The sequence below is a fragment of the Streptomyces sp. NPDC055966 genome (assembly GCF_042269865.1).
Classification (GTDB): domain Bacteria; phylum Actinomycetota; class Actinomycetes; order Streptomycetales; family Streptomycetaceae; genus Streptomyces.
The window spans coordinates 1-25918 of the sequence record NZ_JBHJYK010000001.1 but is presented as its reverse complement, the minus strand read 5'-3'; the positions used below and the strand labels follow the sequence as shown (position 1 = coordinate 25918).

General features: G+C 72.2%; 30 protein-coding genes. 9 read left to right on the top strand and 21 right to left on the bottom strand.

Annotated elements, in window-relative coordinates; all coding sequences use genetic code 11:
• Positions 1 to 7: 7 nt before the first annotated feature.
• Together ACFC8N_RS00150 and ACFC8N_RS00145 are read right to left on the bottom strand one after the other, a co-directional pair.
• Entirely contained in the window at positions 8 to 376 is a 369-nt protein-coding gene (locus ACFC8N_RS00150; RefSeq protein WP_376284925.1) for an ArsC/Spx/MgsR family protein, read from the bottom strand.
• Between the two features lie 24 nt (positions 377 to 400).
• Positions 401 to 655: a hypothetical protein gene (locus ACFC8N_RS00145; protein WP_376284922.1), complete on the bottom strand. Its 255-nt coding sequence runs from the start codon at positions 653 to 655 to the stop codon at positions 401 to 403.
• Positions 656 to 862: 207 nt separating this feature from the next.
• On the opposite strand from ACFC8N_RS00145, the gene ACFC8N_RS00140 reads away from it, so the two are divergent.
• Positions 863 to 1177: a hypothetical protein gene (locus ACFC8N_RS00140; RefSeq protein WP_356020766.1), complete on the top strand. Its 315-nt coding sequence runs from the start codon at positions 863 to 865 to the stop codon at positions 1175 to 1177.
• Here the strand turns inward: ACFC8N_RS00140 and ACFC8N_RS00135 are convergent.
• Together ACFC8N_RS00135 and ACFC8N_RS00130 are read right to left on the bottom strand one after the other, a co-directional pair.
• The gene (locus tag ACFC8N_RS00135; protein ID WP_356020768.1) at positions 1158 to 1391 is read right to left on the bottom strand and encodes a hypothetical protein; all 234 of its coding nucleotides are present in this window, start codon (positions 1389 to 1391) and stop codon (positions 1158 to 1160) included. The genes ACFC8N_RS00140 and ACFC8N_RS00135 overlap by 20 nt on opposite strands.
• Entirely contained in the window at positions 1388 to 1891 is a 504-nt protein-coding gene (locus tag ACFC8N_RS00130) for an alpha/beta fold hydrolase (RefSeq protein ID WP_362820539.1), read from the bottom strand. The genes ACFC8N_RS00135 and ACFC8N_RS00130 overlap by 4 nt, the downstream gene beginning before the upstream one ends.
• An 82-nt stretch (positions 1892 to 1973) precedes the next feature.
• On the opposite strand from ACFC8N_RS00130, the gene ACFC8N_RS00125 reads away from it, so the two are divergent.
• Positions 1974 to 2255 carry a hypothetical protein gene (locus ACFC8N_RS00125; RefSeq protein WP_376284917.1) on the top strand — a complete coding sequence of 94 codons (282 nt, stop codon included), beginning with the start codon at positions 1974 to 1976 and terminating at the stop codon, positions 2253 to 2255.
• Positions 2256 to 2271: 16 nt separating this feature from the next.
• Here ACFC8N_RS00125 and ACFC8N_RS00120 read toward each other — a convergent pair whose 3' ends face one another.
• The 4 genes from ACFC8N_RS00120 to ACFC8N_RS00105 all read right to left on the bottom strand — a co-directional run bounded on the left by ACFC8N_RS00120 (position 2272) and on the right by ACFC8N_RS00105 (position 4848).
• Positions 2272 to 2856 (bottom strand): hypothetical protein, encoded by a 585-nt coding sequence (locus ACFC8N_RS00120; protein WP_356020775.1) that lies wholly within the window; start codon positions 2854 to 2856, stop codon positions 2272 to 2274.
• A 3-nt stretch (positions 2857 to 2859) separates the two neighbouring features.
• Positions 2860 to 3777, bottom strand: coding sequence for a zinc metalloprotease HtpX (gene htpX, locus ACFC8N_RS00115; RefSeq protein WP_362820540.1), 918 nt, complete (start codon positions 3775 to 3777; stop codon positions 2860 to 2862).
• A 141-nt stretch (positions 3778 to 3918) separates the two neighbouring features.
• Positions 3919 to 4173 (bottom strand): hypothetical protein, encoded by a 255-nt coding sequence (locus tag ACFC8N_RS00110; protein WP_356020778.1) that lies wholly within the window; start codon positions 4171 to 4173, stop codon positions 3919 to 3921.
• 84 nt (positions 4174 to 4257) lie between these two features.
• A complete protein-coding gene (locus ACFC8N_RS00105; RefSeq protein ID WP_376284913.1) occupies positions 4258 to 4848 on the bottom strand; it encodes a cysteine hydrolase family protein in 591 nt (196 codons plus the stop codon).
• Between the two features lie 94 nt (positions 4849 to 4942).
• Here ACFC8N_RS00105 and ACFC8N_RS00100 point away from each other — a divergent pair, with 94 nt between their 5' ends.
• On the top strand, positions 4943 to 5938 hold the full coding sequence (locus ACFC8N_RS00100; protein WP_376284910.1) for a GlxA family transcriptional regulator: 996 nt from the start codon (positions 4943 to 4945) through the stop codon (positions 5936 to 5938).
• 54 nt (positions 5939 to 5992) lie between these two features.
• Here the strand turns inward: ACFC8N_RS00100 and glnA are convergent, their stop codons facing one another.
• Positions 5993 to 7402, bottom strand: coding sequence for a type I glutamate--ammonia ligase (glnA, locus tag ACFC8N_RS00095; protein WP_071382506.1), 1410 nt, complete (start codon positions 7400 to 7402; stop codon positions 5993 to 5995).
• 210 nt (positions 7403 to 7612) lie between these two features.
• On the opposite strand from glnA, the gene ACFC8N_RS00090 reads away from it, so the two are divergent.
• Positions 7613 to 8080, top strand: coding sequence for an RDD family protein (locus ACFC8N_RS00090; RefSeq protein ID WP_356020784.1), 468 nt, complete (start codon positions 7613 to 7615; stop codon positions 8078 to 8080).
• Between the two features lie 141 nt (positions 8081 to 8221).
• Positions 8222 to 8722, top strand: a complete 501-nt coding sequence (locus ACFC8N_RS00085) for a flavin reductase family protein (protein WP_356020786.1) — start codon at positions 8222 to 8224, stop codon at positions 8720 to 8722.
• Positions 8723 to 8735: 13 nt separating this feature from the next.
• Here ACFC8N_RS00085 and ACFC8N_RS00080 read toward each other — a convergent pair whose 3' ends face one another.
• From ACFC8N_RS00080 to lipB, 4 genes are all read right to left on the bottom strand, one after another.
• Positions 8736 to 9425: a DUF4191 domain-containing protein gene (locus ACFC8N_RS00080; RefSeq protein WP_356020789.1), complete on the bottom strand. Its 690-nt coding sequence runs from the start codon at positions 9423 to 9425 to the stop codon at positions 8736 to 8738.
• Positions 9426 to 9485: 60 nt separating this feature from the next.
• On the bottom strand, positions 9486 to 9683 hold the full coding sequence (locus ACFC8N_RS00075; RefSeq protein ID WP_356020791.1) for a hypothetical protein: 198 nt from the start codon (positions 9681 to 9683) through the stop codon (positions 9486 to 9488).
• A gap of 220 nt (positions 9684 to 9903) precedes the next feature.
• Complete coding sequence (gene lipA / locus ACFC8N_RS00070) at positions 9904 to 10869, bottom strand: lipoyl synthase (protein WP_356020794.1); 966 nt, start codon at positions 10867 to 10869, stop codon at positions 9904 to 9906.
• A 114-nt stretch (positions 10870 to 10983) separates the two neighbouring features.
• The gene (lipB, locus tag ACFC8N_RS00065) at positions 10984 to 11811 is read right to left on the bottom strand and encodes a lipoyl(octanoyl) transferase LipB (RefSeq protein ID WP_356020796.1); all 828 of its coding nucleotides are present in this window, start codon (positions 11809 to 11811) and stop codon (positions 10984 to 10986) included.
• 229 nt (positions 11812 to 12040) lie between these two features.
• On the opposite strand from lipB, the gene ACFC8N_RS00060 reads away from it, so the two are divergent.
• A complete protein-coding gene (locus ACFC8N_RS00060) occupies positions 12041 to 13498 on the top strand; it encodes a regulator (RefSeq protein WP_356020797.1) in 1458 nt (485 codons plus the stop codon).
• 11 nt (positions 13499 to 13509) lie between these two features.
• Here the strand turns inward: ACFC8N_RS00060 and ACFC8N_RS00055 are convergent, their stop codons facing one another.
• Both ACFC8N_RS00055 and ACFC8N_RS00050 read right to left on the bottom strand, forming a co-directional pair.
• Complete coding sequence (locus ACFC8N_RS00055) at positions 13510 to 14874, bottom strand: NAD(P)/FAD-dependent oxidoreductase (protein WP_362820544.1); 1365 nt, start codon at positions 14872 to 14874, stop codon at positions 13510 to 13512.
• Positions 14875 to 15055: 181 nt separating this feature from the next.
• Positions 15056 to 15961, bottom strand: coding sequence for a TIGR01777 family oxidoreductase (locus ACFC8N_RS00050; protein WP_376284901.1), 906 nt, complete (start codon positions 15959 to 15961; stop codon positions 15056 to 15058).
• 66 nt (positions 15962 to 16027) lie between these two features.
• On the opposite strand from ACFC8N_RS00050, the gene ACFC8N_RS00045 reads away from it, so the two are divergent.
• On the top strand, positions 16028 to 16519 hold the full coding sequence (locus ACFC8N_RS00045) for a GNAT family N-acetyltransferase (RefSeq protein WP_356020803.1): 492 nt from the start codon (positions 16028 to 16030) through the stop codon (positions 16517 to 16519).
• Between the two features lie 10 nt (positions 16520 to 16529).
• Here ACFC8N_RS00045 and ACFC8N_RS00040 read toward each other — a convergent pair whose 3' ends face one another.
• Positions 16530 to 17714, bottom strand: coding sequence for a MarP family serine protease (locus ACFC8N_RS00040; RefSeq protein ID WP_356020805.1), 1185 nt, complete (start codon positions 17712 to 17714; stop codon positions 16530 to 16532).
• Positions 17715 to 18037: 323 nt separating this feature from the next.
• On the opposite strand from ACFC8N_RS00040, the gene ACFC8N_RS00035 reads away from it, so the two are divergent.
• Positions 18038 to 19030, top strand: a complete 993-nt coding sequence (locus ACFC8N_RS00035) for a peptidoglycan recognition protein (RefSeq protein WP_376284896.1) — start codon at positions 18038 to 18040, stop codon at positions 19028 to 19030.
• Positions 19031 to 19116: 86 nt separating this feature from the next.
• Positions 19117 to 19341, top strand: a complete 225-nt coding sequence (locus tag ACFC8N_RS00030; RefSeq protein WP_362820608.1) for a hypothetical protein — start codon at positions 19117 to 19119, stop codon at positions 19339 to 19341.
• Between the two features lie 27 nt (positions 19342 to 19368).
• Here the strand turns inward: ACFC8N_RS00030 and ACFC8N_RS00025 are convergent, their stop codons facing one another.
• From ACFC8N_RS00025 to sucB, 5 genes are all read right to left on the bottom strand, one after another.
• A complete protein-coding gene (locus ACFC8N_RS00025; RefSeq protein ID WP_356021344.1) occupies positions 19369 to 19887 on the bottom strand; it encodes a DUF4240 domain-containing protein in 519 nt (172 codons plus the stop codon).
• Between the two features lie 69 nt (positions 19888 to 19956).
• Positions 19957 to 20952 carry a helix-turn-helix transcriptional regulator gene (locus ACFC8N_RS00020; protein WP_376284893.1) on the bottom strand — a complete coding sequence of 332 codons (996 nt, stop codon included), beginning with the start codon at positions 20950 to 20952 and terminating at the stop codon, positions 19957 to 19959.
• Between the two features lie 76 nt (positions 20953 to 21028).
• Positions 21029 to 23731, bottom strand: coding sequence for a pyruvate dehydrogenase (acetyl-transferring), homodimeric type (gene aceE / locus ACFC8N_RS00015; protein WP_376284890.1), 2703 nt, complete (start codon positions 23729 to 23731; stop codon positions 21029 to 21031).
• 302 nt (positions 23732 to 24033) lie between these two features.
• A complete protein-coding gene (locus ACFC8N_RS00010; RefSeq protein ID WP_356020813.1) occupies positions 24034 to 24669 on the bottom strand; it encodes a GntR family transcriptional regulator in 636 nt (211 codons plus the stop codon).
• A gap of 183 nt (positions 24670 to 24852) precedes the next feature.
• Positions 24853 to 25918: 2-oxoglutarate dehydrogenase, E2 component, dihydrolipoamide succinyltransferase (sucB, locus tag ACFC8N_RS00005; protein ID WP_376284885.1), on the bottom strand; the 1066-nt coding region annotated here is incomplete at its 5' end.

Below are 25918 nucleotides of genomic sequence, written 5' to 3'. Positions count from 1 at the left end.
TCCCGGCTCAGCCCTTGCTGTGGGAGAGGGCCTCGCGTACGGCGTCCTCGGTGCGGGCCACCAGGGCCGTTCCGTCGTCGGCGGTGATGATCGGGCGCTGGATGAGCCGGGGGTGCTCGGCGAGGGCGGTGATCCACCGCTCGCGCGTGCTCGCGTCCTTCGCCCAGTCCTTGAGCCCCAGTTCCTTGGCGTCGGCCTCCTGGGTGCGGGTGATGTCCCACGGTTCGAGGTTCAGCCGGTCGAGCACGGCCCTGATCTCGTCCGTGCCGGGCACGTCCTCCAGGTATCGCCGGACGGTGTACTCGGCCCCCTCGGCGTCGAGCAGGCTGATGGCGCTGCGGCACTTGGAGCAGGCCGGATTGGTCCAGATTTCCATGGGGGACACGGTACGCGCCCCGGGTCAGGGGTCGGTCCAGCGCCAGCGGCTGCCACTGGGGGAGCACGTGACGGGCGTACCGCTCGCGTCGGTCGTCGCGGCCCCGTGGTCGCTGTTGCGGCAGAACTCGCCCGCCGCGTAGCGGTTGCCTGCGGCGGAGACGATCGAGCAGGTCCCGGTGCTGCCGGTGGCGCTGCCGGCCCAGGCGCGCTTGTGCTGGCGCAGGGGGCGGATGTCCACGGGCCGTGGCGCGGGCGGAGCGGTGTGCGGATCGTTCATGCCATCCCCCCTCTGTTCGAATTTCTGCCGCCCCACATGCATCGTGAAGACCGTGGGTGACACAACGACAATTCCCTTGTTCACCTGGATGTTTGCCGGGCTCCGCGGGCTCCCTCGATGTCAGTGCCCGGCAGTAAACTGGAGGCAGTGTTCGAGGGTGCCGCCGGGCTGTCCGGCAGGCGCCCTGACCGCGACAGGAGGATGCCTGTGCCCGCTGCCGCCCTGAGGCCGAAGCCGTCCCGGACCCAGTCCACCGCCCAGCACCCCGTGCTGTTCGACTCGCCCGTCCAGCCCGTGACGAAGCGCCCGCTGCCGGCCGGACGGCCGCGCCAGTGGTACGTCACGCACAACCGCCGGCTGAAGGCCATGCGCCTCGCCATAGCCCTGCTCGACTCCGGCGTCTACCTCCCGTCCCAGGCCTCCGACGCCGCGATCCGCACCACGGCGGAGGACATCGGCATGCGCCCGCCGTCCGACACGACCTGCCACATGGTCCGGGCGTTCATGCGCTACAACCGCTGAGACCGGCCGTACCCGACCGCGCACCGGGTGCCCGCGCCATCGCCGGGCACCCGGTCCGCGCTGACGCCGGCGCGGCCGGCAGCCGCTCCACGAACGCCCGCCAGCGCGCGGGATGCTCCCGGAACCACAGGCCCAACCGGTGCTCCGCGTCCGGGAGTTCGAAGCGGGAGCAGCGGGCGCGTGCCGACAGCGCGTCCTGAAGGGCCTCGGTCACGGCCGGCGGGACGACCGCGTCGTCGCCCGGTACGTCTCCAGCGCCCGCGACCGCCGCCGGCTGTCCGGCGCGCGGATGATCTCGCTGAACCGTCCCTGGCGGTTCCCGAACGGCACCTCCCGGGCCTCGGGCGCGTAGACAGCGGGCGAGCACAGGCCGACGGCCCTCACCCGCGGCCCGTCGTGCCGTACGAGATCGGCGACCGCCTCGCCGCTCATGCCGACCCCGACCAGCACCAAGGGGTCGTCCGCCGGAGCGTGCGCGTCGAGCACCGCCACCGCCTGCTCGGACCGCCGCCGCAGGCTCAGCTCGGCGAGCGCGCCCGTGCTGTCGCCGTGGCCCGGGAAGCCGAAGGCCAGGGCGTGGCAGCCGTGCCCCGTGAACGCGTCGGGCAGCGGCAGGAGCCGCTCCTTGCTGCCGTTTCCCGCACCGTGCAACAGCACCGCCGTGGCCCGCCCGGGGGTGCCGGCGCGCGGCGGCGGAAAACGGGGTGCGGGCACGGTCGTGGGCTCCCTACCCTGAACAAACGGCGCGAAGCCGACACACCCCACCCCCGCCACACTCACCCCACGGAGGTCTGTCATGCGTGGCGTCATCGCGACCGGGACCCTCGTCCTGGTGATCCTCGGATTCGGAAACCATCTCTGGTGGCTGGCCGCCGTCGCGCTGCTCTACCTGTACGCGGCACTCGCGAGACAAGGACGCGGTTCGCCCGGACCGCCCCCGCCCACCGGCACGGGCACCCCGCCCGACAGCTACCGCGCTTACCGCGACCGCCGGGACCGGCAGGCCAGGTGGGAGCGGCGCTACCGCCGGGAGCGGCCCTTCGAGACCCGCCGGCAGGAGAAGCAGAAGAGCAGGTGAGCGCAGGCGCCCCCGGTCACAGGCCGGGGGCGCCCCACACCGGGAACCAGCGGCTCAGATCCTGCTCGATACGCAGGTCGTTCGCGAGGGCCGCCTTCACCTGGAGTTCCAGCGCGCTGTCCCGCCGCTCCCCGCCGCCGGGGACGGGAGCGAAGGGGTAGAACGTGCCCCGCTTGTAGAGGTAGACCAGCGCCAGTGTGCGGCCGGCGTCGTCCCGGAACGCGGCCAGCGAGCACAGCAGCTGCGGGCCGAAGCCGTTGACCTCCATCGCGCTGTTCACCGCGTGCAGATCGTTGACCAGCTGCACCAGCTGGTCCGGGGTCCGCTCGGACACCAGCCACGAGTAGCCGTACGTGTCCCGCTCCAGCTTCACCGGCGGGCCCGTGCGGTCGGTGTCCGCGTCCAGCAGCGCCTGCACCTCCCGGTGGGTCTGCTCGAAGGCCGCCCCCTCCACCGTGGCGAAGCACACCGCCCCGCCCCCGGTGGGTGTGAAACCGGCCGCGGCCTCAAGGGTCACGGCCGCCGAGGGCAGCGCGAAGAGCTGATCCAGATCGGGCGCGACCGGTTTCGTACGGCCCAGCAGGATGTCCAGCAGCCCCAATGCTCAGCCCGCCTTCCCGGGAGTGGTGGCCTCGCCCAGCTCCGCCGAGATCCGGCCCAGCTGCTCCAGGCGCTGCTCCAGGGTCGGGTGGGTGGAGAAGAACCGCTCCAGACCCGGCTCCTTGCCCTTGGCCGGGGTGAAGAAGAACGCGTTGAACGCCTGGGCCGTGCGCAGGTCCTTGGTCGGGATCCGGGCGATGTCCCCGGAGACCTTGGTCAGCGCCGAGGCGAGGGCCGAGGGGCGGCCGGTGAGATGCGCGGCCGCGCGGTCCGCCGCCAGTTCCCGGTACCGCGACAGGGCCCGGATCAGCATGAAGCTGATCGCGTACACCGCCACCGAGACGGCCAGCACGGCGCCCATGACGGCCGCCGTGTTCTGGTCCCGGCGGCCGCCGAAGAGGCCCGAGTAGAGGGCGAACCGGACGATCAGGCCGGCCAGCACGCCGAGGAAGGACGCGATCGTGATCACGGCGACGTCCTTGTGCGCCACGTGCGACAGCTCGTGCGCCAGCACGCCCTCCAGCTCGGCGGGCTCCAGCCGCCGCAGCAGGCCCGTCGTCACGCAGACCACCGCGTGATCGGGGTTCCGCCCGGTCGCGAACGCGTTCGGCATGTCCATCTCGGACACGGCGACGACCGGCTTGGGCATGTCCGCGATCGCGCACAGCCGGTCCACGACCGCGTGCAACTCGGGATACTCCTCGCGCTCCACGACCCGACCGCGCATCGCGAACATGGCGATCTTGTCGGAGAACCAGAACTGGGCCACGAACATCGCCCCGACCACGACGACGACCAGCACCCAGGACCTCAGCAGCACGATCAATGCCGCGACGAAGCCCACGTACAGCAGCCCGAGCAGGAACATCGTGAGTCCCATGCGCACGGTCAGCCGTCGGTCGCTCCGGAACCGGCTCTGCATCTTGCATCACCCCGCAGTCACGCACTCGTCCCGCAGTCCAGTGTGCACCTGCCGAATGCCATGAAGCGGTCCCGAACGGCCCTAGGCGCGGCAAAGGCTACCTGTGAGCGCCCCTCCCGGTACGCGCAGTGAGCTCTGCCCCTACGAGGAGGAGCTGAACTGCACGAGCGCGAGCAACGCCATCACCACGACCACACAGCCGACCACCACGGCCGTCGACGCCCACGACGCCCGGCGCGGCGCCCCGTCCGGGTCGGCGCGGAAGGGCGCCGGGTCCGGCGGGTTCTCCTTCCAGCGGGCGGCGAGCATCCGCGCCCGGGCCGAGGGCTCCTTGTGCTCGGCGGACTCCGCCCACCGGTGATCGAACTCCCGCTCCCAGTCGTCCTGTTGCGACATCCCCGTTCAACCTCTCTCGTCCGTCAGGGTCAGGAGGGATGATCCCCCGAAAGGAGGAAGCCTGGGAAGCGGAAAAGGTTGCGCTCAGGCCAGCGACGCGGCCGACGGCACGACGACGCCGTAGAGGTCCGCGACCGTGGCGAGCGCGCTGTGGTGGAGCTGGGCGGCCCCGACCCCGGCGACCGGGGTGGTGAGCGGGCGGGTGGCACAGGCGTCGGCGACGACCGTGGGGCGGTTGCCGCGCAGGAAGGCGCCCTGGGCGGTGAAGGCGACGCACATGTGGGTCATGAAGCCCGCGAGGATCACGTCCTGGTGCCCGGCGGCGTCCACGTGCGCGCCCAGCTCGGTGTCCCGGAACGCGTCCGGCGTCTTCTTGACCACCACCGGCTCGCCCTCGGCCGGCGCGACCCGCGGATGGATCGCGCCGATCTCGGCCCGGATGTCGTACGGCGTCCCCGGGCCGCCGTCGTTGACGACGTGCACGACCCTCGCCCCGGCCGAGCGGGCCCGCGCCAGCAGTTCGGCCCCGGCGTCGAGGGCGGCCTCCCAGCCCGCCAGCTCCATGACGCCCCGGGTGTACGTGTTCTGGTAGTCGATGAGGATCAGCGTCGCACCGGCGAGCGAGGCCGGGGTCTGATCGAAGCCGTTGAGGTCACGCAGTGTCGTCGAAGTCATGACCCTCACGCTATGAGCGGCTCCCGGATGGCGGCAATGTCAGGTAACTTGCAGATTCGGACATCGCTGGCGTCGAAGGGGAGCGGGGGACCGCATGGGTGGTGTCGAGCGGGTCATCGTCGTGCTGCTCTTCGACGGCGTCGACCTGCTCGACGTCACCGGCCCGCCGGAGGTGTTCGCGCTGTTGCGCCGCGAGACGGACGAGGCGGCCGGCTGCCGGGTCGTCCTCGCCGCCGAGACCCTGGACCCGGTCACCACGTCGGCCGGGGTGCGGGTGCTGCCCGACGTCACGTGCGAGGAGGCCGCGCGGCGCACCATCGACACCCTGCTGGTGCCCGGCGCGGTCGAGGTCGACGGGGGACGCCGGGTGCGGGCCCTGACCGACGAGAACGTGGTCCGCTGGGTACGGACGCTCGCCGGCCGCTCCCGGCGCGTCGCCTCCGTCTGCGTGGGCGCGCATCTGCTCGCCGCCGCCGGACTGCTCGACGGCCGACGGGCCACGACCCACTGGTCGACCGCGCGGCAACTGGCCGACGAGCATCCGGCCGTACGGGTCGACGCCGACCCGATCTTCCTGCGCGACGGCACGGTGTGGACCGGCGCGGGCATCACCGCCTGCCTCGATCTGACCCTCGCGCTGGTCGCCGAGGACTTCGGCGAGGCCGTCGCGCTGCGCGTGGCCCGGCAACTGGTGATGTACCTGAAGCGGCCGGGCGGCCAGAGCCAGTTCAGCGTGCCGATCGAGCCCGTCTCGACCACGCGCCGCATGGACGACCTGCGCCGGTACGTCGACCGGCACGCCACCGGCCGGCTCACGGTCGCCGACCTCGCCGCCCACGCGCACGTCAGCGAGCGCCAGCTGACCCGGCTGTTCAAGTCCGAGCTGGACACGACCCCGGCCGCCTACATCGAGTCCGCCCGTGTCCAGGTGGCCCGGGGCCGCCTGGAGTCCACCGACGACACCCTCGACCGGGTGGCCTCGGCCTGCGGCTTCCAGACGGTCGACACCCTCGTCCGCGCGTTCCGCCGCCGCCTGGACACGACCCCGACGGAGTACCGCAACCGCTTCCGGCACACGGGCCGGACATGAGCGAGGCCCCCCGGCACGAGCCGAGGGGCCTGCTGATCCCGGGGGATCCCTCTGTCACACGTCGAAGTACAGCTCGAACTCGTGCGGGTGCGGACGCAGCTGGAGCGGCGCGATCTCGTTGGTGCGCTTGAGGTCGATCCACGTCTCGATCAGGTCCGGCGTGAAGACGTCACCCTGGAGGAGGAACTCGTGGTCGGCCTCCAGCGAGTCGAGGACGGCCGGGAGGGAGGTCGGGACCTGGGCGACGTTCGCGTGCTCCTCGGGAGCCAGCTCGTACAGGTCCTTGTCGATCGGCTCGGCCGGCTCGATCTTGTTCTTGATGCCGTCCAGACCCGCGAGGAGCAGGGCCGAGAAGGCGAGGTACGGGTTGCCGGAGGAGTCGGGCGCGCGGAACTCGACGCGCTTGGCCTTCGGGTTGGAGCCCGTGATCGGGATGCGCATGGCCGCGGAGCGGTTGCGCTGCGAGTACACCAGGTTGATCGGCGCCTCGAAGCCCGGCACCAGACGGTGGTACGAGTTCACCGTCGGGTTGGTGAAGGCCAGCAGCGACGGGGCGTGCTTGAGGATGCCGCCGATGTAGTAGCGGGCGGTGTCCGACAGGCCCGCGTAACCGGCCTCGTCGTAGAACAGCGGGTCGCCGTTGCTCCACAGCGACTGGTGCACGTGCATGCCCGAGCCGTTGTCGCCGAAGATCGGCTTCGGCATGAAGGTCGCGGTCTTGCCGTTGCGCCAGGCCACGTTCTTCACGATGTACTTGAAGAGCTGGAGGTCGTCGGCGGCGGCGAGCAGCGTGTTGAACTTGTAGTTGATCTCGGCCTGGCCGGCGGTGCCCACCTCGTGGTGCTGGCGCTCGACCTTCAGGCCCTGCCGGTCCAGCTCCAGGGAGATCTCGGCGCGCAGGTCGGCGAAGTGGTCGACCGGCGGGACCGGGAAGTAGCCGCCCTTGTAGCGGACCTTGTAGCCGCGGTTGTTCTCGACGGCGCCGGTGTTCCAGGCGCCCGCCTCGGAGTCGATGTGGTAGAAGGACTCGTTCGCCGAGGTGGCGAAGCGCACGCTGTCGAAGACGTAGAACTCGGCCTCGGGACCAAAGTACGCGGTGTCCGCGATGCCGGTCGACGCGAGGTAGGCCTCGGCCTTCTTCGCCACGTTGCGCGGGTCACGGGAGTACTGCTCGCCCGTGATCGGGTCGTGGATGAAGAAGTTGACGTTGAGGGTCTTGTCCCGGCGGAACGGGTCGATCCGGGCCGTGGACAGGTCGGCGCGCAGCGCCATGTCGGACTCGTGGATGGCCTGGAAACCACGGATCGACGATCCGTCGAAGGCCAGCTCCTCGTCGGGGTCGAACGCCTCGACGGGCACCGTGAAGTGCTGCATGACGCCCGGCAGGTCGCAGAAGCGGACGTCGACGAACTTGACGTCCTCGTCCGCGATGAACTTCTTGGCCTCGTCGGCGTTCTGGAACATCCAGCTCCTCCTACTCCCGACCGTCCTCGCCGGGGTGGTAGATCGTTCGTGCGGCCAGTGCGGTGGCACACGCTGGTCTCGACCCTAGGGACGGGTGATTTCTCGGGCGTGACCCATTTGTTTCGCAGAAGTTAACCGGCCACCTGTCCACCGTAGCCCCGACACACCCCTCGGCACAGGGCTCGCGGCCGGGCGCAGTACCGTTGACGGGTGGACAACAGGCAGGCCATCGGATCATGGCTCTCCGGGCCCCGCGAGGCCATGGAAGACGCCGGCGCGGACTTCGGCTACCGGGGTGAACAGCTCGGTCTCCCGCAGGACGGGCCGAACTCGATCGCCCGGCCCGGCCGGCGCCTGGGCGCCCTCGCCGTGGACTGGGCGATGAGCGTCCTGATCGCATACGGCCTGATCACCAACGGCTACAGGCAGGCGACCGGCAACTGGGCCCTCGGTGTCTTCTTCGTCCTGAGCGTCCTGACCGTCGGCACGGTCGGCTTCACCCCGGGCAAGCGCCTGTTCGGCATCCGCGTCGTGGCCCTGGAGACCGGCACGGTCAACCCGGTCCGCGCCCTGGTCCGCACGATCCTGCTGTGTCTCGCGATCCCGGCCCTGGTCTGGGACCGCGACGGCCGCGGCCTGCACGACCGGCTGGCGAAGACGGTCGAAGTACGGATCTGAGCGTCGCCGGGCGCCCCACGCGCACCCGGCCGTGATCCGGTTGCCCCGCCCCCTGCCCGGCGGCATAGTCGTGACCGTGGTCGTGACCGCCCGGACACGGACGGTCGTCGGACCGACGTCGCGGGACAGGTGGTGCACGCAATGACCGATGGCCAGGATGTGATGGCGGCCGAGGTGACCCCCGAGGACTTCCGGGACGCCATGGCCCGCTTTCCGTCGGGCGTGGTGGTGGTGACCGCCCACTGCGAGGACGGCACCCCCCGCGGCTTCACGGCCAGCTCCTTCTGCTCGGTCTCCCTGGAGCCCCCGCTGGTCCTGGTGTGTCTGTCGGACACGGCCGACTCGGCGCTGGTCTTCGCGGGCTGCGAGCACTTCGCGGTGAGCGTGCTGGCCCCGGAGCACCAGCATCTGGCGCTGCGCTTCGCCACCAAGGGGGCGGACAAGTTCGCCGACCCGGTGCTCAAGCCGAGCCCCACCGGGCTGCCGACGGTGTACCAGGCGCCCGTACAGCTGGACTGCGCCGCATACGCGCGTTACCCGGCCGGGGATCACACGATCCTGATCGGCCGGGTAACGGGAGTGCGGCTGGGCGAGGGGTCGCCGATGGTGTACTGCGAGCGGGAGTTCCGCTCGCTGAACTAGCGTGTGAGGGGGCTCAGCGGCCCTTCGGCATGCGCATGCCCTTGGGCATGGGGCCCTTCGGCACCGGCATGTTGCTCATCAGGTCGCCCATGGCGCGCAGCCGGTCGTTGGTGGCCGTCACCTGGGCGCCGGTCAGCACGCGCGGGAACTTCAGCATGGTCGTCCGCAGCTTCTTCAGCTCGACCAGGCCCTCGCCGTTGCCGACAATGACGTCGTGCACGGGCACGTCGGCCACGATGCGGTTCATCTTCTTCTTCTCGGCGGCCAGCAGGGTCTTCACCCGGTTCGGGTTGCCCTCGGCGACCAGCACGATGCCGGCCTTGCCGACCGCCCGGTGCACCACGTCCTGGCTGCGGTTCATCGCCACCGCCGGGGTCGTCGTCCAGCCCCGGCCGACGTTGTCCAGCACGGCGGCCGCGGCGCCCGGCTGGCCCTCCATCTGGCCGAAGGCGGCACGCTCGGCCCGGCGGCCGAACACGATCGCGGCCGCCAGCAGAGCGATCAGCAGGCCGAAGATGCCCAGGTAGACGGGATGGCCGAGCAGGAAGCCGATCGCGAGGAAGACGGCGAAAATGCCGATTCCGACGGCCCCGAGCACAAGACCGATCTTCTTGTCGGCCTTACGGGTCATCTTGTACGTGAGAGCGATCTGTTTCAGTCGCCCTGCGTTCGCGGCGTCCGCCGCGGTTTCCTTCCTCGCCATGGCACGAAGTCTACGTGGCCCGTGGAGTGCCGACGACGGCAGTGCCCGGGGAAGGAGCGGTCAGGAGCGGTCCGCGGCCTGCTCCAGGACGCGCTGTGCCTCCACGCGGTCCTTGGCGCGGCGGCGGTCCTCCAGCACGGAGGTCCAGGCATTGCGGCGGGCGGTGCGCTGACCGCCGCTCATGAGCAGGTGCTCGACGGCGCGGAGAGCATCGGTGAAGGACGGGATGGCGGTGGCGCGTACGGGCGCGGCCTGCATGTTCGAGGTCCCCCCTCGGAGCGGCGGGTGGTGTACGGGGCGTGATAGCAGAGTCACTGTTTGGTGTTACCAGGGCGTGTCCGACCGGTCAAACGCCAATGAAACCTTGATGCGGTACACCCAAAAGCTGACGCGGCCCTGATGAGCGCCCTCATCAGCGAGGACGGTCAGGGCCGCGTCGACTCGGCCATTACTGGCCGGTAATTGCTTGTGCGTGAATTCACACAGCCTGGGAGGCGATGTAACTCCCACGCTTCTCGACGGCCATCTGGTACAGCCGCCCGGCCCGGTACGAGGAGCGCACCAGCGGACCCGACATCACCCCGGAGAAGCCGATCTGCTCGGCCTCCTCCTTCAGCTCCACGAACTCCTGCGGCTTGACCCAGCGCTCGACCGGGTGGTGCCGGACGGAGGGGCGCAGGTACTGCGTGATGGTGACCAGCTCGCAACCCGCGTCGTGCAGCTGCCGCAGCGCCTCGCTGATCTCCTCGCGGGTCTCGCCCATGCCGAGGATCAGGTTCGACTTGGTGACCAGGCCGAAGTCGCGGGCCTCGGTGATGACCTTCAGGGAGCGCTCGTAGCGGAAGCCGGGGCGGATCCGCTTGAAGATCCGCGGCACCGTCTCGACGTTGTGCGCGAAGACCTCGGGGCGGGAGTCGAAGACCTCGGCCAGCTGCTCCGGGACCGCGTTGAAGTCGGGGGCCAGCAGCTCGACCTTGGTGCGGCCGGCCTCGCGGTCCGCCGTCTGGCGGTGGATCTGGCGCACGGTCTCGGCGTACAGCCAGGCGCCGCCGTCCTCCAGGTCGTCGCGGGCGACGCCGGTGATGGTGGCGTAGTTCAGGTCCATCGTGACCACGGACTCGCCGACGCGGCGCGGCTCGTCGCGGTCGAGCGCCTCCGGCTTGCCGGTGTCGATCTGGCAGAAGTCGCAGCGCCGGGTGCACTGGTCGCCGCCGATGAGGAAGGTCGCCTCGCGGTCTTCCCAGCACTCGTAGATGTTCGGGCAGCCGGCTTCCTGGCAGACCGTGTGCAGGCCCTCGCTCTTCACGAGGTGCTGCATCTTCGTGTACTCGGGACCCATTTTCGCCCGGGTCTTGATCCACTCGGGCTTGCGCTCGATGGGGGTCTGGCTGTTGCGGACCTCCAGGCGCAGCATCTTGCGTCCGTCGGGTGCGACTGCGGACACGACCGGCTCCCTAAGCTTTGATTCCTCGGCGCACACCAGAGTACGCCCGTGCAAAATGCGCCCTGCCGCTGGAGCCAACCCCGCTGCCGCAGGGCGCATTCCCGGCGGAACGGGTCAGGCGGAGGCCTTCTCGACCACCCGGGGGCGCAGTTCCGCGTTTCCGAGGACGTCCCGCAGATGCTTCTCGGCGATCGGCAGCACCTCGTCGATGGTCACCTCGCGGCCGAGTTCGTACGAGAGGGAGGTCACGCCCGCGTCGCGGATGCCGCACGGGATGATCTTGTCGAAGTTCGAGGTGTCCGGGTTCACGTTCAGGGCGAAGCCGTGCATCGTGACGCCCTTGGCGACGCGGATGCCCATGGCGCAGATCTTGCGGTCCTCGCGGCGCTGGCCCGCGTTCGAGGGCGCGTACTCGGGGCCGTTGAGCCGGGGGTCGAACTCGGGGTCGGCTGCGCGCGGGTCGAAGTCGAGGGTGAGTCCGCCGAACCCGGGGCGCTGCTCGACCGGGTCGCCGAGCACCCACACGCCGGCGCGGCCCTCGACGCGGGAGGTCTCGACGCCGAACTCGGCGCACACCGCGATCATCGCGTCCTCCAGGCGGCGCAGATGCGCGACCACGTCCACCGGGCGGGGCAGCTTCTGGATCGGGTAGCCCACCAGCTGGCCCGGTCCGTGCCAGGTGATCTTGCCGCCGCGGTCCACGTCGATCACGGGGGTGCCGTCCAGCGGACGCTCCTCGGGCGCGGTGCGGCGGCCCGCCGTGTACACGGGAGGGTGTTCGAGGAGGAGGACGGTGTCCGGGACCTCGTCGGCGAACCGGGCCGCGTGCACCCGGCGCTGCTCGTCCCAGGCCTCCTGGTATTCGACGGCGTCCGCGCCGAACCCCTTGCGGACGAACCGCAACTCACTCACGGCAAGCGCCTCCCTCGGTGACCGGGCCATCGACCGGGCAATCGGTGTGACAGGCACGTAACGCGCCCACGCCACTGTACGTCCGACCGGAGTACGTCAGCCCTACGGGTGTTTCTCACACGATCGGATGAATGGGTGGCGGAATGTGTGATCGCGCCCTCACTCTCCGCTACATTCGCGCCGTTCACGAGGCCATAAGGGCTGCTCAACGGCAATCCGGGCACTGCGTCAGCCCGGAAGGCAGGAGACCGCACCGCAGATGACGGACCGACCCGCGCAGCGCACCCCCAACCGCCAACTCGCCGCGCTCATCGCAGAAGCGGGGTTCTCCAACGCGGGGCTGGCCCGTCGCGTCGATCAGCTCGGCCTGGAGCACGGGCTGGACCTCAGATACGACAAGACCTCGGTCACCCGCTGGCTGCGCGGACAGCAGCCCAGGGGCACCACCCCCGCCCTGATCGCCGAGGTGTTCACGCGTCGGCTCGGACGCCGGCTCACAGCCCAGGACCTCGGCCTGGACGCGTGCGCCCCGGTGTACGCCGGGCTGGAGTTCGCGGCCACCCCGGAAGAGGCCGTCGACATCGTCAGCGGGCTGTGGCGCAAGGACTCCGGCAGCCACGCCGAACTGCGCAAGATCGCCTTCACCCCGGCCGGGCTCGTCGTGCCCAGCCGGGACTGGCTGATCGGCAAGGCCGACGACAAGGTGGCCCGGGAGCCCGCGCCCCGGGTGCCCGCGCAGGCCCGGGCGGGCCTCGCCAAGCCCCAGCCGCTCGCCCCGCCCCGCTCCCGCGGGCACGCCGAGCGCGTCCCCGGGCACAAGGTCAGCGGCGGTGACATCGCCGCGCTCCGCTCGGTGGGCGAGCTGTTCCGCACCCTCGACGACCGCTTCGGCGGCGGCCACGCCCGTCAGGCCCTCGTGCGCTATCTGGAGCACGAGTGCGAGCCGATGCTCCGCGGCACCTACGACGAGCAGACCGGCCGCCGGCTGTTCGGCGCCGCCGCCGACCTGACCCGCCTCGCGGGCTGGACGTCGTACGACATCGCGGCGCACGGCCTCGCCCAGCGCTACTTCGTACAGGCACTGCGGCTCGCGCAGGCGGCCGGCGACCGGGCCTACGGCTCCTACGTGCTGGTCACCATGAGCCGCCAGGCCGTCTACCTCGGGCACGGCAGGGAGGCCGTGCAGCTGGCCCGGGTGGCCCAGCAGGGGGTCGGCACCGGCGCACCGCCGGTCGTGCAGGCGCTGCTGCACGCCTCCGAGGCGCGGGCGCACGGCGTGCTGGGCGAGGTGCGGGCGTGCACCGCGGCGCTGGTCCGGGCCGAGCGCGCCCTGGAGGCGGCCCGGCCCGGGGACGACGTGCCGTACTGGGCCAAGTTCTTCGACGAGGCCCAGCTCGCGGACGAGTTCGGGCACTGCCACCGGGACCTTCAGCAGTTCCGGGCCGCCGCCCAGCACGCCGAACGCTCCCTCCAGCTGCGCGCGCCCTCCTTCGCCCGCAGCCGGCTGTTCTGCCGCATCGTGCTCGCCACGGCCCGCCTGGGCCTCGGCGAGCTCGACCAGGCGTGCACGCTGGCCGCGGAGGCCGCCGGCGCGGCCGCCGAGATGAGGTCCGCTCGCGCGATCGAGTACGTGCGGGACTTCGAGCGGCGGTTGGAGCCGTACCGCGACGCGGCGCCCGCGAGGGGGTACCGGGAGAAGGTGGCCGCACTGGGCTGAGGGCTTCCCGGCTACGCCGCCTTCGGCAACGTCGGCGCCGGGTCCGCGCTGTGCATCGAACCCGCCGCCCCCAGGTCCGCCAGGATCGCCCCCGCCGCCCGGTGGGCCGAGTGCAGCGCGCCCTGGACCGTGCTGGTGTCGCGGTGGTCGCCGCAGACGTACAGGCCCGCCAGGAGGCGCACCGGGCGGCGCAGGTCGTGGGGCGGGCGCATCGCCGGGACCGCCTCCGGCGTGTGGTGCACGGCCAGCGTCTCCCAGCGGCGCGTCGAGGTGCCGTAGAGCCGGGAGAGGTGGATGCGCACGGCGGTGTCCACGCCCTCCGGCGGGCGGCCGAGGACCGTCGAGGAGATCAGGGCGCGGCCGACCGGTGCCCGGCTCGGGTCCACGTTGCTGAGCACCGCCGTGTGCGCCACCGGCCCGCCCCGGTCGGCGTCCAGCAGGAGCGAGGTGCCGGTGGCGAAGGCGGCCGCCGCGTCGTCGGTGGTGTGGTGGACGACGGTGACCGGATGGAAGTCCGGCACCCGCAGGCCCGGCAGCAGCTCCGCCGCCGCCCGCGCGTCCGTCGCCAGCAGCACCGCCCGGCAGCGGATCTCCCCGTGCTCGGCCGTGGTCACCGACGTGGTGCACACCGAGGTCACCCGCACCCCGGTGTGCACGGTGCCGGGCGGCAGCGCGCGTGCCAGCAGTTCCGGCAGCACGTCCGCGCCCCCCTCCGGCACACACAGCCGCCCGCTCGCGAAGGCGCGCAGCGCGAGGTCGGCGCACCGGCTGGACGTGGTCAGCCCGGGGTCGCACAGGAGCGTGGCCAGCAGGGGGCGCAGAAAGCCCTCGACGGTGCGCGCCGGGACCCCGCGCCGGGCGAGGGCCTGGGCGGCGGGCATCTCGGGGCGGGCCAGGATGCGCTCGACGGGGGTGGTGGCGATCCGGCCGAGGGCGACGCCCAGCCGGGCCTGGTCCACCGCGCCGCCCACCGGCGCGCCGGTCCGGCCGGGGGCGGCCGCCGCACCCCTGGGGGCGCTCGCCAGGGCGCGTACGGCATGGAGTGCGCCCCTCGCGCTCCCTCCGGCCGCTGGTGCGCCCGCGCGCTGGGTGCGGCCGTCGCGGTGCAGCAGGACGCCGGGCGCGAAGGTGCGCAGGACCAGGGAGTCCAGGCCCGGGGTCGTGCGGAGTTCGGGATAGGACGTGGACAGCAGTTGTCCGATGCGGTCGAGCCGGAAGCCGTCGACCTTCTCGGTCGACATGCGGCCGCCCACGTAAGGGGCGGCCTCCAGGACTGCGGTGGTTACTCCTGCGCTGGTGAGCCGATGAGCCGCCGAGAGACCGGCGATTCCGGCTCCCACGATGACGACGTCCACCTGGTACGCGGGCTCAAGCACGAGGCCCCTCCTGTGGTTGCGCGGCCGGTGGAGACGTCATGCCCCCAACAGGCTCCGGGGATACCCGAGTTCGGGTCGAGGTTAGGGCCGTGATCGGTCGTAAACAGTCGCGCATGGACAGGGCACGGTCGCATGGAGGTCGCATACGGTCACATGCGTTCGCCGGTCTCCCACGGCCGGTTCAGTCCGCCGCGCGGATCGCCTCCTCGGCACCGGGGAACGCGAACCGGAACCCCGACGCCAACAGCCGCTTCGGCACCACCCGTTGACTGCCCAGCACATCCCCGGCCAGCTCACCCAGCACCACCCGCAGCACCGGCGCCGGAACCGCGAACGGGGCCGGACGGCGCAGGACACGGGACATCGCGGCCGTGATCTCACGGTTCGTCAGCGGCTCGGGCGCGGTCAGGTTGAACGGCCCGGACAGGCCCTCGTGGTCGATGAGATGCCGGATCGCCGCGACCTCGTCGTGCAGCGCGATGTACGACCAGTACTGCCGCCCGTCGCCCAGCCGCCCGCCGAGCCCCGCCCGGAACAGCGGGAACAGCCGCCCCCAGGCCCCGCCGCCGCGCGCCACCACCAGTCCCGTCCGCGCGAACACCGTCCGCACCCCCGCCTCCTGCGCGGGCGCCGCCGCCTCCTCCCACTCCACGCACAGCCCGGGCAGGAACCCGTCGCCCGGCGGCGCCTCCTCGTCCACCGCCCGGTCGCCGGTGTCGCCGTAGATGCCGATCGCGCTGCCGCTGACGAAGACCCGCGGCGGCTCGGGCAGCGCGGCCACCGCCTCCGCCAGCGCGGCCGTGCCCAGCACCCGGCTGTCCCGCAGCAGCCGCTTGTACTGCGGCGTCCAGCGCCGGTCGCCGATCCCGGCCCCCGCCAGATTGACCACGGCCGTACAGCCGGTCAGCCCCGCGGCGTCCACATACTGTCCCTCGGGGTCCCAGCAGACCTCGTCCGGCCCCGCCGCCGCCCGGCGCACCAGCCGGACGACCTCGTGCCCGTCCGCCGTCAGGGACCGGGCCAGGGCGCTGCCGATGAGCCCGGACGCACCCGCCACCGCGATCCGCATACGTTCCTTCGCCTCCATGGACCCAGCATGCCCGCGCGAAAACCCCCTGGGGCGCTTCCGGCCGCCCGCCGTAGGGTGATCGTCATGCCGGAGCCGTACAAGCAGCCGAACATACGCATCGCCGTGGCCGGTGACGAGGAGGGCCTCGCGCTCCTCGACCGCGCCACCTGGTCCACCCTGCACGCCGTCTCGCCCCCGCCCGAGCCGCCGTTCTTCGACGAGCGCCATCTCCCGCAGGACCACCTGGTCGCCGAGGCTGACGGGCGCATCGTCGGCTACATCCGCCTGGCCCGCGCGACGCCGCTCGCCTCCAACGCGCATGTCCTGTCGATCCAGGGCCTCGCCGTCGCCGACGAGGCGCGCGGGCAGGGCCTCGGGCGGGCGCTGATCCGGGCCGCCGTCGCGGAGGCACGCCGCCGCGGGGCGCGCCGGCTGAGCCTGCGCGTGCTCGGGCACAACGCCCCCGCCCGCGCGCTGTACGCGTCAGAGGGGTTCGCCGTCGAGGGCGTGCAGCCCCAGGAGTTCCTCCTCGACGGCGTCTACGTCGACGACGTGCTCATGGGCCGCACCCTGTGACGGGCACCTTCTAGGAGCTGACCAGGTGGCCCGTGCCCACCGGGGTCGTCGCCGTGGCCGCGCGCCGGGCGGCGTCCGCCACCTCGGCCGCCGTCAGCGCGTACCCCGTCTCGGCGTCCGAGGTGGAGCGGGCGAAGACCACGCCGAACACCCTGCCGTCCGTGGTCAGCAGCGGACCGCCGGAGTTGCCCGGGCGGACCGTGGAGCGGATCGAGTAGATGTCCCGGGTGACCGTGCGGTCGTTGTAGATGTTCTGCCCGGTCGCGTTCACCCGGCTCGCCACCGTCGCCGCCTGGAGGTTCAGGCTGCCGTCCTGCGGATAGCCCGCGACCACCGCCGAGTCCCCGCGCGCCGCGCTCGTGTCGAAGCGCAGCACCGGCGCCCGCAGACCCGGCACGTACAGCACGGCCACGTCCCGGTCGGGGTCGAAGAGCACCACCCGGGCGTCGTACGACCGCCCGACCCCGCCGATCCGCACGCTCGGGTGGTCGATGCCCGCCACCACGTGCGCGTTGGTCATCACCCGCTCCGTGGCGTAGACGAAGCCGCTGCCCTCCCGGCCCTCGTTGCCCGAGACACCCTCGATCTTCACGGTGCTCAGCCTCGCCGCGCTGGTCGCGGCCGGGGTCACGCTGTCGCCGGAGGGCCGGGCCACCTGGGCCGTCGACTCGTTCTCGAACGGGTTGAAGACCTGCGGGAAACCCGCCTCGGTCAGCGCCGACGTCGCCCGCGAGAACCACGCCGGCGTCGTCTGCGGCATCGCCTCCTGCACCGCGCCGAGCAGCGTCGAGTTCCGTATCGCCGTCGTCAGCGCCTGTGACGGGGCCGCGCCCAGCACGCTCGCCGCCACCCAGGCCACGATCAGCACCGCGACCGAGTTGGCCGCGGCACCGCCTATCCCGTCCGCCACCCGCAGCGGGCCGCGGTCCAGCTCCCCGCGCAGCCGCAGCGCCAGCCGGCCCGCCAGCTCGTGCCCCACCACCGCCGGCACCAGCACCGTCATCACCGCGAGGACCGTCGCCTCCGCCGTACCGCGCGCCACCAGGCCCGCGACCCACGGCAGCACCCACACGCCGACGACGGCGCCGCCGACGAACCCCGCCAGCGAGACGCAGCCGGCCACCAGACCACGCCGGTATCCGGACACCGCGTAGACGATGATCACCAGCACAAGCACCAGGTCGAGCAGGTCCACGGAGCCGCCTTTCTCTCGGACCCCTACGTACGGACGGGACGGGCCCGGTGATCAGTCACCCACACCTGAACGGCCGCCGCGCGGCGAACCGGCCACGTATGTGTGTACCCGCAGAAACGTCCCGGACCAGGACGATGGTTCCACCGGGTGGCACAGCGCACATCGCGGGCGCGGCGCATCGCCGTGAGAGTGGGATCATGCGCGTTGTCCGAAGACCGCTGAGCCGGTCGCTGCGAAGGTCGTCGAGAAGGTCGCCGAAAAGGCCGCTGGCGAGATCGTTCAGAAGATCGCCGATAGGACCGGGAACACCGCGGGCGCAGGGGGTGTACGGGCCGCCGGAGCCGCCGGGCCGGCCGACCCGGCCCGCTGAGCCGGACGGGGTACGGCGGTGGGGACCGGGCACGCGGGTCTCCGGACCGGTGCTGGTGCTGCTCGGGTGTCTGCCCGGCGTCTGCGCCCTGCTGGCGCTCGTACTGTTCGTCCGCGGGGTCGGCGGACCCGCCACCGTGCGCGTCGAGCGGCACGGGGCGGGGTCGGCCGCGACGGCCTACCGCGCCGCCCGGCCGGCCATCGTGCCGCGGTCGGTCTGGCTGGGCCCCGGCGCCGCCCAGCAGCCGCCCCCGCGCTACGACGACAAGGTGGTCGCCGTCTTCCTGCACCACACCGACTCGCCGAGCAACTACGACTGCGCGGACGCGCCCGCCATCATCCGGCACCTGTACGCCGGCCAGCGCAGCGACCGCAACTGGGACGACCTCGGCTACAACTTCGTCGTCGACCGCTGCGGCACCATCTACGAGGGCCGCGCCGGAGGCGTCGACCGGCCCGTCACCGGCGCCCACACCCTGGGCTTCAACCACCGCACCGCCGGCATCGCCGCCCTCGGCACCTTCACCGCCGGCGTCCCGGTGCCCCGGGCCATGACCGACGCGATCGCCGCCCTGGCCGCCTGGAAGCTCGGCCTCGCCGGGATCGACCCGCGCGCCACCATCCGGCTGCTCTCCAGCAGCAGCCACAGCCGCTACCGGGCCGGCACCACCGCCACCCTGCCCGTCCTGGCCGGCCACGACGCCGGCTACATGACCAGTTGCCCCGGCGCCGCGCTCAGCGCGCGTCTCCCCGAGATCCGCCGACAGGCCGCCCGCCTCCAGGGCCGCCCCGTCGCCCCGCCGATCCCGCCCCGCACCGCGACCCCGGTGCACGTCCCCGCCCCGGCGCACCGGCCCGCCCCGGCTCACACACCCGCCCCGGCGCACGCGCCCACCGCGGCCCGTACGCCCGCCGCGTCCCGTACGCCGTCCACAGCGACGCCATAGGCGCCGCGCAGGCTTCTCCGAGCCCCGCCTCCTACGGTCGGCCACGACAGCAGGCCGAGACAGGCCGACCGGAGGTGGGGTTGACGATGAGCGGTCGTACGCGACAGCAGGAACAGCACGCCGAGAACCATCGGCGGTCCGCACCGGAATCCGTGTGGGGCCGGGCGGTGCGCGGCCCCTGGACCGTGGTCTGTGTCATCGCCGCGGTCGTGGTCGGGCCGGCGGCCGGCACGGCCTCCGCGCTCGACCGGGCCAACGCCGCGCCGCCCCTGCACACCCCGGCCCGTGAGATCCCCAAGTCCCTTGCATGACAAGGGAGTTCGGGCATCGCCGGGGAATCAGCCCTTGAAGCGATCCCAGAGTCTGGGGTAACGCTCCGCCAGGACGGCTTCGTTCTCGAAGTCGATCGAGGCGCCCTCGGGCTCGGCGGGCGCCGGGGCGATGCCCAGCTCGGGAGCGACCGTGCCGGTCAGCTGCTCGTACGCCTCGTCCGCGGCGTAGCCCAGCTCCTCGCCGTCGCCGTCGATCTCCTCGTCGAACTCGCCCAGCAGGTCGGCCAGCGCGTCCGGGTCGTGCAGAGCGCCCTCGAAGACCTCCCGGCCCTGGCCGATCAGCCAGCACCGGAAGAAGTCGAACGCGTCGTCGCTGGCCCCGTCCAGCAGCACCCACGCGGCGCCCCACAGATCCCAGCGGTAGGCGCGGTTGTAGCGGGCCTCGAAGTGACGGGCGAAGTCCAGCACCAGGTCCGGCTCCAGCTGGAGCAGCCGGTCCACGAGCAGGTCGGCCTGTTCCTCGGCGTCCCCCTCGGCGGCCTCGCGGCTGGTGTCGATCAGCTCCCAGAACTCCGTCTCGTCCATCACGGCACCAGCATCGGGCCTCGGCCCGTGCGACGCACGCGGAGTGCCCGGGAGTACGGCGGATCGTTATCAGGCGCCCCCGCGCCCGTACCGCGCGGCGAGCCGGGCCGCGTCCGCCGCGAACCGCTCCCGCAGGGTCGCCGGCGCCAGTACCTCCGCCTCCGCGCCGAGCGCCGTCAGCTGCGCGTGGGCCACCTCCTCGGACTCCACCGGGACCGTCACCGTCACCCAGCCCTCGCCGTCCGGCTCGCCCCCGGCGCCGAGCGCCGCACGCGCGGCCGGCGGATCGACGGCGTGCCGCAGCCGCCGCACCCCCTCCGGGGACAGCCGTACGACGACCTCGGCGCGCAGGATCGAGCGCGCGAACCGCTCGGCCTGCCCGGCCCAGTACACGGGCAGATCGAAGCCGGAGTCCCGGTCGAAGCACTCGGCCAGGACCTCCACGGCGCCGAACCGGTCGAGCCGGTACGTCCGGAAGGCACCCGCTCCGGCATCGGCGCCGGCGACCCGTGCGCACAGGTACCAGACCCCCGCCTTCAGTACGAGCCCGTACGGCTCCAGCTCACGCTCGACCGTGGTCTCCCCGCGCCGGTAGAGCGCGCGGACCCGTCGGTCGGCCCACACCGCCTCGGCCAGCACCGGCAGCGGCGCGGGCGTCTCCGGCTCGCGGAACCAGGCCGGCGCGTCCAGGTGGAAGCGCTGGGCCGCGCTGTCCGGGGCGTCCCGCAGCGAGGGCAGCAGGGCGGCCGACACCTTCAGCCGGGCGGCGGAGGCGGCGTCCTCAAGGCCCATCTCCCGCAGCGCCCCCGGCACCCCGCTCAGGAACAGCGCCTCGGCCTCGCTCCTGGCCAGCCCCGTCAGCCGCGTGCGGTACCCGCCGACCAGCCGGTAGCCGCCGGCCCGCCCCCGGTCGGCGTACACCGGCACCCCCGCCTCCGACAGCGCCTGCGCGTCCCGCGTGACCGTCCGCTCCGACACCTCCAGCTCCTGCGCCAGCTCGGCGGCGGTCATGACGGGCCGGGACTGGAGGAGGAGCACCATTTTGATGAGCCGGGCGGCGCGCATACGGCCATCATGCAACGAGGCCCCCGCCGCGGTGTCCGCGGCGGGGGCCTCGTCGGCCGGCTCTCACAGCCCGTTCCTACAGCCCGTACTTCTCCCGTGCCTCCTTGACCGCCGTGGCCTTGACCTCGCCGCGGCGGGCGAGCTGGGCCAGGGCCGCGACGACGATCGACTCGGCGTCGACGCCGAAGTGGCGGCGGGCGGCGTCACGCGTGTCCGACAGGCCGAAGCCGTCGGCGCCCAGCGAGGAGTAGTCCTGCTCCACCCACTGCGCGATCTGGTCCGGGACCTGGCGCATGTAGTCGGAGACGGCGAGCACCGGACCCTCGGCGCCCTGCAGCGCCTGGCGGACGTACGGCACGCGCTCCTCGCCGCGCAGGAGGGCCGCGTCGGCCTCCATCGCGTCCCGGCGCAGCTCCGTCCAGGAGGTCGCGGACCAGACGTCGGCCGCGACACCCCACTCCTCGGCGAGCAGCCGCTGCGCCTCCACGGCCCAGTGGATCGCCGTACCCGAACCCAGCAGCTGGATGCGCGCGGCGTTGGCGGCCGGGGACAGACCCGCGGACTCCGCCGTGCTGAAGCGGTACAGACCCTTGACGATGCCCTCGTCGATGCCGAGGCCCTGCGGCTTCGCGGGCTGCGGCAGCGGCTCGTTGTAGACCGTCAGGTAGAAGAAGACGTTCTGGTCCTCGCCCGGCTTGGCCTCGCCGTACATCCGGCGCAGACCCTCGCGGACGATCACCGCGATCTCGTAGGCGAAGGCCGGGTCGTAGGAGAGGGCCGCGGGGTTCGTCGCCGCGATCACCGGCGAGTGGCCGTCGGCGTGCTGGAGGCCCTCGCCCGTCAGGGTCGTACGGCCCGCCGTGGCGCCCACGAGGAAGCCGCGGCCGAGCTGGTCGCCGAGCTGCCACATCTGGTCGGCCGTGCGCTGCCAGCCGAACATCGAGTAGAAGATGTAGAAGGGGATCATCGCCTCGCCGTGCGTCGCGTACGACGACGAAGCGGCGATGAAGTCGGCCATCGAACCGGCCTCGGTGATCCCCTCGTTGAGGATCTGGCCGTTCTTGGCCTCCTTGTAGTACATCAGCTGGTCGCGGTCGACCGGCTCGTACGTCTGGCCCTTGGGGGAGTAGATGCCCAGCGAGGGGAACAGGGACTCCATGCCGAAGGTGCGCGCCTCGTCGGGGACGATCGGCACCCAGCGCCTGCCCGTCTCCTTGTCGCGGACCAGGTCCTTGACCAGGCGGACGAAGGCCATCGTGGTGGCCACGTTCTGGGAGCCGGAGCCCTTGTCGAAGGAGGCGAAGGCCTTCTCGGCGGGGGCGGGCAGCGGGGCCAGGGCGTGCGTGCGGCGGGCCGGGGCCGGGCCGCCGAGGGCCGCGCGGCGCTCCTGGAGGTAGCGGACCTCGGGGGAGTCGGCGCCCGGGTGGCCGTAGGGGACCACGCCGTCGACGAAGTCGCTGTCCTTGATGGGCAGTTCGAGAAGATCGCGCATCGTCTTGAACTCGTCCACCGAGAGCTTCTTCATCTGGTGGTTGGCGTTCTTCGACGCGAAGCCCTCGCCGAGGGTGTGGCCCTTGACCGTCTGGGCCAGGATCACGGTCGGCGCGCCCTTGTGCCCGACGGCGGCCTTGTACGCGGCGTAGACCTTGCGGGCCTCGTGACCACCACGGGAGAGGTGGAAACACTCAAGGATCTTGTCGTCGCTCAGCAGCTTCGCCAGCTCGACGAGCGCCGGGTCCTTGCCGAAGAAGTCCTGGCGGATGTAGGCGGCGTCGCGGGTCTGGTACGTCTGGACCTGCGCGTCCGGTACCTCGCGCAGGCGGCGTACCAGCGCGCCCGTCGTGTCGAGGGCGAACAGCTCGTCCCAGGCCGAACCCCACAGCGTCTTGACGACGTTCCAGCCGGCGCCGCGGAACTGGGCCTCCAGCTCCTGCACGATCTTGAAGTTGGCGCGGACCGGGCCGTCGAGGCGCTGCAGGTTGCAGTTGATGACGAAGGTCAGGTTGTCCAGGCCCTCGCGGGAGGCGAGCGCGAGCGCGGCCGTCGACTCCGGCTCGTCCATCTCGCCGTCGCCGAGGAACGCCCACACGTGCGAGGCGGAGACGTCCTTGATGCCGCGGTTGGTCAGGTAGCGGTTGAAGCGCGCCTGGTAGATGGCGGAGAGCGGGCCGAGGCCCATCGACACCGTCGGGAACTCCCACAGCCAGGGCAGCCGGCGCGGGTGCGGGTACGACGGCAGGCCGTTGCCGCCAGCCTCCTGGCGGAAGTTGTCGAGGTGCGCCTCGGTCAGGCGGCCGTCGAGGAAGGCGCGGGCGTAGATGCCGGGGGAGGCGTGGCCCTGGATGTACAGCTGGTCGCCGGAGCCGTCGCCCTCCTTGCCCTTGAAGAAGTGGTTGAAGCCGGTCTCGTACAGCCACGCGGCCGACGCGAAGGTGGCGATGTGGCCGCCCACGCCGTGCTTGGCGCCCCGGGTCACCATGGCGGCCGCGTTCCAGCGGTTCCAGGCGGTGATCCGGGCCTCCATCTCCGGGTCGCCGGGCAGGCCCGGCTCGGCGGAGGTGGGGATGGTGTTGACGTAGTCCGTCTCGAGGAGCTTCGGCAGCGCGATGCCGCCCGCCTCGGCACGCTCCAGCGTCCGGCGCATCAGGTACGCGGCGCGGTGCGGCCCGGCCTGCTGGGCGACGGCGTCCAGGGAGGCCTGCCACTCGGCGGTCTCCTCCGGATCGCGGTCGGGGAGCTGGTCGAGCGCGCTCGGCTGGATGGCGTTGGGGTCGGTCATGTCGCCGCCTTCCTCAGTCGAAGGGGGTTCCCTCGTCGGTAAGGGTTCGGGTTGCCCTAGGTCTGGCAGGACAGGGCGAGGACTTCGGTGACAGTGTCGATTTGCGACTCCGTCGCGTGTCCGTCGGCGACAATAACTCCTTGATCGATGATCGATCAAAGGGTTGAGGGGCAAAACTTCTCGATTGCGAGAAAGTCGGCACGCGGTGCCTTCGATCAGGGCACCGAGTGTCGGTTCAGAGCCATGTTTTCGCAGGTGGAGCCACGTTTGAGCGGGGCTCTGCTCGACGGTGCCGGGGCAGGCTACGGGCGCGCCACGGGCGCGGGGGCGCAGCCGAGGACGTGGGCCTTCACCAGCTCCGCGATCTGCGGATCCCGGCGCTTGAAGGCCTGCACCAGCTCCTCGTGCTCCTCGGCGTACGACTGCTGGACCGTGCCCAGCCAGCGGATGGACAGCGCCGTGAAGACCTCGATGCCGAGACCCTCCCAGGTGTGCAGCAGCACCGAGTTGGCCGCCGCGCGGACCAGTTCGCGGTGGAAGCCGACCGTGTGCCGGACCTGCGCGGTGCCGTCGGCGTCGCGGTCGGCCTCGTACAGGGCCAGGACGTGCGGCTCCAGGGCCGAGCAGTCCGCGGCCAGGCGGTCGGCCGCCAGCTCCGCCGCGATGGCCTCCAGTCCGGCCCGGACCGGGTAGCTCTCCTCCAGGTCGGCCGCGGTCAGATTGCGGACCCGGACGCCCTTGTTCGGCGCCGACTCGATCAGCCGCAGCGACTCCAGCTCGCGCAGGGCCTCGCGGACCGGGGTCTGGCTGACCTCCAGCTCGGTGGCGATACGGCGCTCCACGATGCGCTCGCCCGGCTGCCAGCGACCGCTCACGATTCCCTCCACGATGTGCTCGCGGATCTGTTCGCGCAGCGAGTGGACGACGGGCGCGGTCATGGAGGGCTCCTTAGGGAGGGCTGACGTTTAGACAATACGGCGGGTTCGCTTCGTCGGCGGGACGTGTGGGGGGCTTTTGCGCAGGTGAGACGAGGCTTACACGCAACGCGCGCCGACAAACACGAACACCCCGCCCGGAAAGCTCCGGACGGGGTGCCGTACTGCCCGATCAGGCCAGGAGGGTCACAGGCCCAGTTCGACCTCGAACTCGCCCGCCTCCAGGATCGCCTTGACGGCCGTCAGGTAACGGGCCGCGTCGGCGCCGTCCACCAGACGGTGGTCGTAGGAGAGGGTCAGGTAGGTCATGTCGCGGACGCCGATGACCGTGCCCTCCTCGGTCTCGATGACGGCCGGACGCTTGACCGTGGCACCGATGCCGAGGATCGCGACCTGGTTCGGCGGCACGATGATCGTGTCGAACAGCGCGCCGCGCGAGCCGGTGTTGGAGATGGTGAAGGTCGCGCCGGACAGCTCGTCCGGGGTGATCTTGTTGGCGCGGACCTTGCCGGCCAGGTCGGCCGTGGCCTTGGAGATACCGGCGATGTTGAGGTCACCGGCGCCCTTGATGACCGGGGTCATCAGGCCCTTCTCGGAGTCCACCGCGATACCGATGTTCTCGGTGTCGAAGTAGGTGATGGTGCCCTCGGCCTCGTTGATCCGGGCGTTGATGACCGGGTGGGCCTTCAGCGCCTGGGCGGCGGCCTTGACGAAGAACGGCATCGGGGAGAGCTTGACGCCCTCGCGGGCCGCGAACGAGTCCTTGGCCTGGGTGCGCAGGCGCATCAGGCGGGTCACGTCGACCTCGACGACCGAGGACAGCTGGGCCTGCTCGCGCAGCGCCTTGACCATGTTGTCGCCGATGACCTTGCGGATGCGGGTCATCTTGACGGTCTGGCCACGCAGGGGGGAGACCTCCAGCGCCGGGGCCTTCTTGGCGGCATGGCCTGCGGCAGTCACAGCGGCGGCGGCCACGGGGGCCGGGGCAGCGGCGGCGGCCTTCGCGGCCTCGGCGGCGGCGATGACGTCCTGCTTGCGGATACGGCCGCCGACGCCGGTGCCCTTGACGGCGCCCAGGTCGACACCGTTCTCGGCGGCGAGCTTGCGCACCAGCGGGGTGACGTACGCGCCCTCGTCCGTCGCCTGGGCGGCGGCCGGAGCGGGAGCGGCGGGGGCCGGGGCGACCGGAGCCGGAGCGGCCGGCGCGGGGGCCGGAGCGGCGGCGACCGGGGCGGGCGCCGGAGCCGGGGCC